Here is an 11,105-nt window from a genome sequence, read left to right on the forward strand (position 1 = left end):
CGTACGGTTCATTTATGCCGATAGGCCCCCATGTCAGCCCCCGCTTCCTTCCCCAGCCGCCCGTTGCGGCGTCTGGGCGCTTCCTTGTGCCTGTCCGCGGCACTCCTGGGCCTGTCCGCCTGTGCTTGGGTACCGGATGTGGGCTCGGCGCCCGCCCCGCGCGACGCGGCCGGCTTCGCCTCACAGGCCAGCTTTGCCCCATCCTCTCCCGCCACCGTCGCTTGGCCGCAAGATCGGTGGTGGGTCGCTTATGGCGACGCCCAACTGGATGCGTTGATCGAGGAAGGGCTGGCCGGCGCGCCGGACCTGGCGGCGGCGGCGGCGCGGCTGCGCAAGGCCGAGGCCCTGGCCGACCAGGCGGATGCCGCCCTGCTGCCGCGCGTGACCGCCAACGCCCAGGTGACGGAGGACAAGCAGAGCTACCGCTACCTGTTCCCACCGGCCTTCGTGCCCAAGGGCTATCACGAGGTGCCGCGCGCTACCCTGGACCTCAGCTACGATTTCGATTTCTGGGGGAAAAACCGGGCCAGCCTGGCGGCCGCCACCTCGGACGCCGAGGCGGCGCGGGCGGAGGTGGCGCAGGCCCGCCTGACCTTGTCGGCCGGCATCGCCGCCGCCTATGCCGATCTGGCGCAGCAGGTGGCCGACCGCGCCGCCGCCGCCGAGGCGGTGGATGTGCGCGTGCGCAGCACCAACCTGGTGCGCCAGCGGCGGGAGAACGGGCTGGAAACCCTGGGCGCCGTCCGCCAGGCGGAAGCGCGCGAGGCCGCGGCCCGCGGCGACCTGGCCGCCCAGGATGAGGCCATCGCCCTGACCCGCAACCGCCTGGCCGCCTTGATGGGTGCTGGGCCCGACCGGGGCCTGTCCATCCAGCCGCCGGCCGGCGCCAGCCTGAAGGCCTTCGGCCTGCCGGCCAACCTGGCGGCCGATCTGCTGGGCCGCCGTCCCGACGTGGTGGCCGCCCGCCTGACGGTGGAGGCGGCCGCCAAGCGCATCGCCGTGGCCAAGGCCGCCTTCTATCCCAACGTGAACCTCGCGGCCTATTTTGGGGTGCAGACCCTGGGCCTGAACGCCCTGACCAAGTCCGGCGCCACCATTGGCAGCGTCGGCCCGGCCGTCAGCCTGCCGCTGTTCGAAGGCGGGGCGCTTGCCGCCCAGTATCGGGGCGCCCGGGCCGACTATGACGCCGCCGTCGCCGATTACGACGGCACGGTGGCCAAGGCCCTGCAGGACGTGGCCGATGCTGCCGCCAGCGCCCGCGCGCTGGAAACGCGCCTGACCCACGCCCGCGACGCCCTGGCCGCCGCCACCGATGCCCATCGCATCGCCACCGCCCGGTACGAGGGCAAGCTTTCCACATACCTGGACGTGCTCACGGCGGAGGACACCCTCATCACCGACCGTCGCGCCCTGGCCGATTTGCAGGCCCGCGCCTTCACGCTGGACATCGCCCTCATCCGCGCGCTGGGCGGCGGCTATCAGGCCGCGTCCGCCGCCCCCCAAGCCGTCGCCGCCCGCTGACCCGTCGCGTTCCAAGGATCACCCCATGTCCACCCCGTCCCGCACCCCCGCCGCCGAAGCGGCTGAACCCTCCTCCGTCCATGTCTTGGCGCCGGCCGCTCAAAAGCGCTCGCCCCGTCGCCGCCTGTTCGCCGGCCTGGGCGCCGTGGTTCTGCTGGCGGGCTTGGGCTATGGCGGCTACCGCCTGGTGACAGGCGGCCGCTATGTCTCCACCGATAACGCCTACGTCAACGCCGACGCGGCCCAGGTGACCTCCTCCGTCGACGGCACCGTCCGGGCCGTGCCGGTGGTGGACACGCAAAGTGTGAAGAAGGGCGACGTGCTGGTGCTCATCGACGACACCGACGCGCGCATCGCCCTGGCCCAGGCGCAGGCGCAGCTGGGCCAGGCGGAGCGCCGGGTGCGCGGCTATTTCGCCAATGATGGCGCCCTGGCGGCCCAGGTGGCGGCGCGTGACGCCGACGCCGCCCGGGCCGAGGCGCAATTGACCTCCGCCCAGGCCGACTATGATCGCGCCCGGGTGGATCTGGACCGGCGCCGGGCGCTGGCCGCATCCGGCGCCGTGTCGGGGGAGGAACTGACCAGCGCCCAGAACGCCTTCGCCACCGCCACCGCCAACCTGGCCGTGGCCAAGGCGACCCGGGCCCAGGCCGCGGCCAACCGCACCGCCGCCCAGGGCTCGCAAAAGGTGAATACCGTGCTGATCGCCGACAGCGACGTGGCCACCAATCCCGAGGTCATGGCCGCCCGCGCCCGGGTGGACCAAGCCCAGGTGGATTTGGGACGCACGACGGTGCGGGCCCCCTTCGACGGCGTCGTCGCCCGCCGCCAGGTGCAGGTGGGCCAGCGGGTCAAGGCCGACACCATGCTGATGAGCGTGGTGCCGGTGGGCGAGGCTTATGTCGATGCCAACTTCAAGGAGGTGCAACTGGCCCATGTACATCCCGGCCAGCCGGTGGAATTGACGGCCGACCTTTATGGCGGGGGCGTCGTCTTCCATGGACAGGTCGCCGGCCTGGCCGGTGGCACCGGCTCCGCCTTCGCCGTCATTCCGGCCCAGAACGCCACCGGCAACTGGATCAAGGTGGTGCAGCGCGTGCCCGTGCGCGTGGTGCTGGACCCCAGCGAGCTGGCGGTGCATCCCCTGCGCGTCGGCCTGTCCATGAACGTCACCATCGATACGGCGCCGGCTGACGCCGCCGGCAAGCGCTGAGGGGATCGCCGATGAGCAGCGCCGTTTCCGACGCCGGGGCGCCCAAGACCCTGGCCGGCGGGCAATTGGCGGTGGCGGCGCTGCTGCTGGCCGCCGCCAACTTCCTGGTGGTGCTGGACACCACCATCGCCAACGTCTCGGTGCCCAACATCGCCGGCGGTCTGGCCGTCTCCTCCAGCCAGGGCACCTTCGTCATCACCTCCTACTCGGTGGCGGAGGCGGTGACCGTGCCGCTGACCGGCTGGCTGGCCGGCCGCTTCGGCGCCGTGCGCACCTTCGTCATCGCGATGCTGGGCTTCGGCATCTTCTCGGCCCTTTGCGGCTTCGCCCAGTCCCTGGGCATGCTGGTGCTGTTCCGGGTGCTGCAGGGATTGGCCGGCGGGCCGCTGATGCCCCTGTCGCAGACCTTGCTGCTGCGCGTCTTCCCCAAGGAAAAGGCGCCGGCCGCCATGGGCATCTGGGCCATGACCACCCTGGTGGCGCCCATTCTGGGGCCCATCCTGGGCGGCACCCTCTGCGACAGCTGGGGCTGGCCCTTCATCTTCTACATCAACGTGCCCATCGCCATCCTGTGCGCCGCCGCCTGCTGGGGCCTGCTGAAGGTGTTCGAGACGCCGACCGTCCGCCCCCGCTTCGACCTGGTGGGCCTGATCCTGCTGATCGTCTGGGTGGGCGCCCTGCAGATCATGCTGGACGAGGGCAAGGACATGGACTGGTTCTCCTCCACCGAGATCGTGGCCCTGGCCATCGTCGCCGCCATCGGTCTGGCCGCCTTCCTGATCTGGGAACTGACGGAGGCGCATCCGGTCGTGGACCTGAAGGTCTTCCGCCATCGCGGCTTCGCCATGGCGGTGCTGACCATCAGCCTGGGCTTCGGCGCCTTCTTCGGGGCCACCGTGCTGACGCCGCTCTGGCTGCAGAGCAACATGGGCTACACCGCCACCTGGGCCGGCTACGCCACGGCGGCCACCGGCATCCTGGCGGTCATGGCGGCGCCCATGGTCGCCAGGATGTCGGCCAAGGTCGATCCCCGGCCGCTGGTGTTTTTCGGGCTGATGTGGCTGGCGGGTGTCACTTTGTACCGCAGCGGCTCTTCCACCGACATGACGTATGGCCAGATCGCCTTTCCCTTGCTGTTGCAGGGCTTGGGCATGCCCTTCTTCTTCGTGCCTCTCACCGGCCTGGCGCTGGCCAGCGTGACGGTGGAGGAAACGGCGTCGGCGGCGGGCCTGATGAACTTCCTGCGGACCCTGTCGGGCGCCTTCGCCACCTCCCTCGTCAACACGCTGTGGGAGGATGGCGCCACCCGTAACCGGGCGGAACTGGTGGATTTGCTGCGTCCCGGCCTGCCGGGCCCGGACCTGTCCATCCAGCAGCTGGACCGCATCGTCCAGGGCCAGGGGGTCATGCTGGCCACCAACCAGATCTTCCTGGGCGTGGCCATCGCTTTCGTCCTGTCGGCCCTGGTCATATGGCTGGCGCCCAAGCCCACGCGGGTGGCCGACACCGCCGGGGTGCATTGAGGCGGGCCCCCGTGCGCCGGCGCCCGCAGCTTGGCCAAAGAAAAAGGCCCCGCCCGGCGTGCCGTCCGGGCGGGGTCCAGGTTCGGGGCCGTCAGTCATCGCCCCCGGGGAAAGTCAGCCTGGGACCTAAAACGTGTAGGTCGCCTTCAGCCCGAACTCGCTGCGGTCGTTGTTGCGGATGATCTCGGTGAAGCCGGCGAAGGCGTCATCCAGCCGGCCCACGTCATAGCGTTTGTTGAAGATGTTCTCGCCATACACGGCCGCCGTCCAATTGCCCTGGGCCGGCGTATAGGCGATGTTGAAACCGAACAGGCTGCGCGACTTGATCAGGTTGTAGCCGTCGTTGGCCGACTGCCCGTATTCCTTGCCGCGATAGGAATAGTCGATGCGGGCGTCGACGGTGCCGCTGTCCAGGAACAGGTGGTACTGCGGCGCCACCGACAGGGTCCACTGTGGGGTCAGCGCCGGGGTGAAACCGACCTTGATGGCGGTGGCATCGCCCGGCACCGCCGTGATCTGGGCGTCGATGAAGCCGACGGAGGTCTGGATGTCGAAGGCCTTGCTCAGCTTCAGCGTGCCCTCGACCTCGAAGCCCTTGGCCTCCGACTGGCCGGCGCTTTCGATGCGGGTGTTGAAGCCGGTGGCCGATGGCTGTGATACCTCCAGCGGCAGGTCGGTGTACTCGGTGTAGAAGCCGGACACATTCATCTGCAGCAGGTCGAAGAAGACGCCCTTGATACCCGTCTCGTAATTGGTGGCGAAGGTGGGGTTGAAGGCGGTGAAGTAGCTGGGCCCATTGAAAGGCCGGGGCGGGAAGCCGCCGCTCTGATACCCACGGGAGATGGTGGCGTAGGCGGCGACGGACTTGGCGATGTCGTAGGTGGCCGACACGTCCCAGGTCGTGGCGCTCCACGACTGGCTGCGGTAGACGCGCGACGGGTCGGTCCAGCTGTCGAACTGGGCGCTGGCGTCCTTGTGGTCGTCGGAATAGCGGGCGCCGGCCGACAGCTTCAGATCGTCCAGGATCTTATAGCCGGCGTGGGCGTAGACGGCGTAGCTGCTGGTCGTCTGCTTCAGGTCGAAATAGCCGCTGGGGCTGATGTAGACGGTGGGACCGGAATTGGTGTTGCCCTGTTCGTCACTGGCATAGGCGCCGATGACGAAGTCCAGCTTGCCGTATTCGCCGTTCAGCTGCGGTTCCACCGAATATTGCCGGGCGAAGCCGCGTTCCGGATAGGATTCCAGGTCCAGGTAGGTCTGGTCGTCGTCCAGGCCGCCGGTGTAGCGGGTGTAGCGAAAGCCGCCCAGCACCTTGGCCGTCAGGTTGTCGTTCAACTCCCAATTGGCGGTCAGCGAGGCGCCGCGGTTCTGGATGGTCTGCTTGAACAGTTCCGCGTGGTTGGAATTGCTGTCGTCCGGGTTGGCCGGCAGCAGGCTTTCGCTCAGGCCCAAGGTGCCGGTGAAGAAGCCATTGGGGTTGTTCACCTCCATGGTGGTGGGGGTCTTGCCGTAGATGCCGTTCATGGCGTCCAGGGTCAGCAGCAGGGAGAAGGTTTCCGAGGCCTGCAGCTTGGCGGCGGCCCGGCCCGACACTTCGTTGATCTCGCCCACATCCTCGGGCGCGTTCACCTTCAGGGCCTGGCCGATGCCGTCGCGGCGGTTGACGGCGGCGGTGAAGGACACGGCCAGTTTGTCGGTGACCTTGGTGTTGGTGTACACGTTGGCTTCCACCCGGGCGCGGCTGCCCACCTTCAGCTCCGCCTTGGTCACCTGCTCGTCACCCGGCTGGGCGGTGATGATGTTGACGGCGCCGCCGATGGTGTTCTTGCCATAGAGCGTGCCCTGCGGTCCGCGCAGCACCTCTACCCGCTCGATATTGGCCAGGGTCAGGTTGGACCCCATCTGCCGGCCCAGATAGACACCGTCGACATAAACACCCACGCCGGGGTCGGTGGTGATGATGTGATCCTGCAAACCGATGCCGCGGATGAAGATGGCGGCATGGGCCGGGTTGCCCACGCCGAAGCGGTTGATCTCCAGGTTGGGGACGTACTTGCCCACGTCCGCCAGGTTTTCCATGTTGCGCTGCTGCAGGTCCTCCGCCGTGAAGGCGGAGATGGCGGTCGGCGTCTCGGTCAGGCTTTCCGCCCGCTTGCGTGCCGTGACCACCACTTCCTGGAAGATCGAGTCGTCGGTGGCGGTGGCCGCCGTTTGCGCCTGGGCGCCGCCAGCCAGCACGGTGGCCGCGCCACCCGCCAGAAACGACGTCAGGACGGCGCGCGTCTTCTTCCGATCGTTGCCCTTTATAGGAACTGCCCTGTTCGACATTGTTATCCCCGTCTTTCGTGATTGGCTTTGACGAAAGCAGGCTCGATGGATTCCGCCCGTTTTATTGTGAGGCCACGTTTTGCCGTGGTGGGGCCGGGCGATCGTTGACGAGCCCCGAACCTACCCGCCCCGAGGCCCGCGGGCGGTTTGCCGCGCCTGTCGCTCCTGGGACGCCATCAGCATCGGCGCAGCCTGGGGTTGCGGCAACCGTTTTCTGACCGAATGGTCAGGTTTGGCCTGGCCGGAGGCCGGGCGCATTCCAACCGCGCCTACCACGGCCCTGTGTTCCGCGCCGGAGGTATGCCGGATGGCGTAGGCGGTTGATTTTGGCAGGTTTGGCCGGGCCGGGCGCTGGATGACGGTGCCCCCGAGTCGGCATGCGAAAAGGGCGGCCACGGGGGCCGCCCTTCGGAAATGCACGGTGTAACGACGGGCGCGGATGGATGGTCAGCTGACGCGGGTCGCCTTCGCCGGCCGGCTGCGGCCCACCACCATGGAATAGCTGCCGAACAGGCCGTGCATGACGCGCACCTCGTCGCCCGGCTTGGGATCGAAGGTCAGCGCCTCCTTGCTGACCCAGGTCTGGCCGTTGGCCAGGGTCACGGCGAACAGGCGATAGGGCAGGGCCACCGCCGAGGCGACCGTGGAGTGCATCTCCTCATCCTGTTCGGCGTCGTCCTTGGCCTGCTGCTCTTCCGTCCGCGGCAGCTTTTCCTTGCCGAACCGGGCCGTGGGATCCTCCGGCACGGCGGGGGTGGCCGGTGCGGCGTTGGCAGTGGCGGTGGGGGGGACGGCCGGAACGTTGGCCGCGGCGGCGGCCAGGGCGTCGTAGCAGGCCAGGCGCTGGGTGGCGTCACCAATGGCCCGGCAGGAGGCCAGGCTTTCGGCGGCGCGGGCCGGCTGCGGGGCGGCGGGTGCCACGGCCAAGGCCAGCAGTAGGGTGGCGGCCGTCAACGACGGCATCTTCTTGAACGACATGGTCCGGGATTCCTAAGGCGTGATCCGTGGGCGGCAGTGTGCCACGGCTTTAAACCGGGCGGAATAGCGACGGCTGTCGCCCAGGGTCAAGCAATCATCGCCAACGCATTGAAGGGCAAAAGAAAACGGCGGGCCCCGGGGGACCCGCCGTCTCTGGACTGAAGGCTATGCCGGGTTCGATTAGAACTTGGCGGAAGCCTGGAAGAAGAAGTAACGGCCCAGGCTGTCGTACACCTGAGAATAGGTGTTGCCGTTGATGTACGAGGAATTGCCGTTCACCTGGGTCGTGACCAGCGGCGGATCCTTGTCGAAAACGTTGTTCACGCCGCCGCTCAGGGTCAGCCAATCGCTGACCTGGTACGAGGCCGCGAAGTCGAAGTAATCGTAGCTGTCGATCTGGTTCAGACCGGGGATGCCGGTGCCGTGCAGCGTGGCGTTGCTGCTCTGCACTTCCCATTGGGTGCCGCTGATGTGGCGCCAAGCCACGGACAGCGTGGCATCCCACGGGGTTTCCCAGGTCGCGCGGACCTTGTGGCGCCACGTCGGCAGCGGGGTGGAGCAGGTGGCACCGTAGTAGCCGGCGCAGTCGTAACCATCCTCGCCCGGCAGGGCCACGACGACGAAGTCGAGCATGTAGGTGCCGGTGAAGTTGAAGTTCAGGGCGCCCAGCTTGTCGAGACCGATGTCGGCCAGATCCAGGCGGTAGTTGGCGTTGAAGTCGAGGCCCGACGTCTCTTCGCTACCGGTGTTCTGGTTGGTGTTGGTCACGTAGCCGGTGGTGCCCAGCCACAGCGAACCGGTGGCCGAACGCTTCACCAGCGGGCAGTAGTAGCTGCTGTTGATGCCGTTCAAGCAGTTGTTCAGGATCAGGTCGGCGCCGATACCACCGATCAGGCCGTCGATCTTGATGTTGTAATAGTCAGCCGAGAAGGTCAGGTCCGGCAGGAAGGTCGGGGTGATCACCGCACCCACGGTCAGGGTGTCGGCCGTCTCCGGCTTCAGGTCCGGGTTACCGCCTTCCAGGTCGTTGTACTGACCGGCGCCGTTGGCGACGATCTTGCCGTACTGGGCGGCCGTCACACCGGTGTTGGCGCACTGGGCGGCGGTCGCGGTGGGAGCGGCGCCGGCGCAGGGGTCGTTCGACAGGCCCAAGGCCACGCCCGACGGAGTGAACAGTTCGACGACGTTCGGGGCGCGGACGGCGTGGTTGAAACCGGCGCGGAAGCGGATGTCCGACGTCGGGGCCCAATCACCACCCACCTTGTAGGTGTCGGTGGCGCCGGAGGTGCTGTAGTCGGAGTAGCGGTAGCCGCCTTCCAGGTTCAGGTCCTTAATGAAGGGCTTGTCCTGGACCAGCGGGATCTTGACTTCCATGTAGGCTTCACGAACGTCGTAGGCACCGGCCACGCCGTGCGTCGGACCGCCCTGGCCCGCCAGATCGCCGCTGTCGAACTCCTGGTCGACCTTCAGGGTCAGCTCTTCACGGCGGTATTCGGTGCCGAACGCGATGCCGATGCCGTGGTTGGCCAGCGGGCTCTGCAGGCCGTAGCGGCCCAGGTCGCCGCTGATGGAGACGTTCACGTCGTCCTGGACGGTCGAGCCTTCCTTGAAGCCCGGGGTCTGCAGGTAGCTCAGCGCCGCCGGATCGATGGCGGTGCTGCTGCTGAACACGTTGTAGGGCACGCAGCCGGCGGCCACGGCGGCTGCGTTGGCGCAGACCAGCTTGCCGTTGGCGTCGGTCGTGGCGTTGAACGCCTCGGCCGTGCGGGCCAGCGAGAAGTCGTTCTTGTAGGTTTCCGACAGGATGACGGTGCTGCGCTGGGCGTAGGCGTCATAGCTCCAGCCATCCCACAGGTCGCCCTTCAGGCCGACCAACTCGCGGTAAGAGGTGTGGCGCAGGTCGTCGATACGGCCGCCGCCTTCGACGTTACGGCGCAGGACACTGACATCGGCGCTGTCCGAGGCGGTCAGGCCGTTGTTGGTGCAGAGCGTCGTGACTTCGCTGGCCGACAGCAGCGGGCTGTTACAACCGATGAGGAATTCCTGACCGAACACGCCGGAAGGCGCGATCTGGGCGACCGTGTGGTCGTCGTGGAACATGAATTCGGTGTAGACCTGGACGTGCGGGTTGAACTCGTAATGGCCGAAGAAGCCCGCGGAATAGCGCTGGTCAGGACGCTGGTAGTAGTTGTACGGCGCGTAGTTGAACGCGTCGGCCGACGTGTAGTCGCGCAGGTTGGTACCGCTGACGACGTAGTCGCCGCCACCGATGTTGTCGATGATTTGGGCCGGGGCCGTGGTGCCCGAACCGCCGCACGAATAGGCGCCCTTGGAGGACACGCTGATGGCGCAGGCGCTGTAGTCGCGCTTATCCTGCGTCACCGCCATGGTCTTGCGATAATCGGCGTAGACGGTGATGTTGCCCTTGCCGTCGGGGGTGTTCACACCCAGCACGCCGGAGTAGGTGCGGGTGAAGCCGTCGGTGACGTCGTCTTCCGGCAGGCCGAAGTTACGCGCCTTGACGGCGTTCTGGAACCGCGTCGCGTCGTTGTTGTGCTGGTAGAAGCTGTAGCTGATGTCAGCCTTGGCGCCTTCGAAATTGTCGTCCATCACGAAGTTGACGACGCCGGCGACGGCGTCGGCGCCGTACACGGCCGAGGCGCCACCGGTCAGCACGTCGATGCGCTTCACCAGGGCGTCAGGGATTTCGTTCAAGTCGGCGGCCGGGTTCAGCGGCGAACCGGCGGGCATGCGGTGACCGTTGACCAGCACCAGGGTGCGGGACGGGCCCAGGTCGCGCAGGTCGACGGTGGCGGTGCCGGTGGAACCGTTGGAAATCGCGCTGCCCTGGCCGGCGAAGGCCTGGGGCAGGTTGTTGATCACGTCTTCGATGCGGGTGGCACCCTGCAGCTTGATTTCCTCGCTGCCGACGCTGGTCACCGGGCTGATGCCGGCGGACGAATCCGTCTTAATACGCGAACCGGTGATGACGATTTCCTGCAGATCGTCGGCCGCCGCCGCGGCGTAGGCCGTCGTCGACATCGTGAGGGCGCACACGCCAAGGGCGGCGCCCGTCAGCAGCGACTGACGGATCCTGCTCTCAAATCCCTTCATGTAGTCCATCTCCATTTCGGATTGGTTGTTCCCCGTTCGGCGCCGCCTGGGCGTGTTTCCCGGCCTCCGGCGGCAGCTCCCCAGTCCGCTTCTGCCCAGCGTTCTGTTTGGCTTGGGAGGAAGTTTTCCGATCACGTTAGCAATGCGTCAACGACCCAAGGGGTGGTGGGCCCGATTCCGTGCATGTCTGTAGCTTTTTGGTTACACTTAAGCGATAAACTTGCGCCAAAAATGTTGAAATTGGACAAAAATAACTCCGCGACAGAATGAGCTGTCCGACACACATCTGTTGCAAATTAAAAACCAAACGGTAACAGCGACAAATTGCATCGTTTCGCAGGCGCGATGGGGGATGCGCCGACGCGGCTGCCGAATCAGTAGGCGCCGCCGACGATTGCCCAAAGAGTGGGCGCCACCTGCTCGAATAG

General features: G+C 67.1%; 6 protein-coding genes. 3 read left to right on the plus strand and 3 right to left on the minus strand.

The window, feature by feature from the left end; all coding sequences use genetic code 11:
- Positions 1 to 30: 30 nt before the first annotated feature.
- Genes FBZ89_RS27540 through FBZ89_RS27550 form a run of 3 tightly spaced genes read left to right on the plus strand, consistent with a single transcriptional unit; the run spans position 31 to position 4,257 of the window.
- The gene (locus FBZ89_RS27540) at positions 31 to 1,521 is read left to right on the plus strand and encodes an efflux transporter outer membrane subunit (protein ID WP_145753996.1); all 1,491 of its coding nucleotides are present in this window, start codon (positions 31 to 33) and stop codon (positions 1,519 to 1,521) included.
- Between the two features lie 25 nt (positions 1,522 to 1,546).
- On the plus strand, positions 1,547 to 2,734 hold the full coding sequence (locus FBZ89_RS27545) for an HlyD family secretion protein (RefSeq protein WP_145753998.1): 1,188 nt from the start codon (positions 1,547 to 1,549) through the stop codon (positions 2,732 to 2,734).
- 11 nt (positions 2,735 to 2,745) lie between these two features.
- Positions 2,746 to 4,257: a DHA2 family efflux MFS transporter permease subunit gene (locus FBZ89_RS27550; RefSeq protein ID WP_145754000.1), complete on the plus strand. Its 1,512-nt coding sequence runs from the start codon at positions 2,746 to 2,748 to the stop codon at positions 4,255 to 4,257.
- Between the two features lie 126 nt (positions 4,258 to 4,383).
- Here FBZ89_RS27550 and FBZ89_RS27555 read toward each other — a convergent pair whose 3' ends face one another.
- The 3 genes from FBZ89_RS27555 to FBZ89_RS27565 form a co-directional block, all read right to left on the minus strand.
- Positions 4,384 to 6,585, minus strand: a complete 2,202-nt coding sequence (locus FBZ89_RS27555) for a TonB-dependent receptor (RefSeq protein ID WP_145754002.1) — start codon at positions 6,583 to 6,585, stop codon at positions 4,384 to 4,386.
- A 447-nt stretch (positions 6,586 to 7,032) separates the two neighbouring features.
- Positions 7,033 to 7,563: a hypothetical protein gene (locus FBZ89_RS27560; RefSeq protein ID WP_145754004.1), complete on the minus strand. Its 531-nt coding sequence runs from the start codon at positions 7,561 to 7,563 to the stop codon at positions 7,033 to 7,035.
- A 180-nt stretch (positions 7,564 to 7,743) separates the two neighbouring features.
- Positions 7,744 to 10,677, minus strand: coding sequence for a TonB-dependent receptor domain-containing protein (locus tag FBZ89_RS27565; RefSeq protein WP_246172748.1), 2,934 nt, complete (start codon positions 10,675 to 10,677; stop codon positions 7,744 to 7,746).
- Positions 10,678 to 11,105: the final 428 nt, after the last annotated feature.

Source organism: Nitrospirillum amazonense (assembly GCF_007828045.1).
In the GTDB taxonomy this organism is placed as follows: Bacteria; Pseudomonadota; Alphaproteobacteria; order Azospirillales; family Azospirillaceae; genus Nitrospirillum; species Nitrospirillum amazonense_C.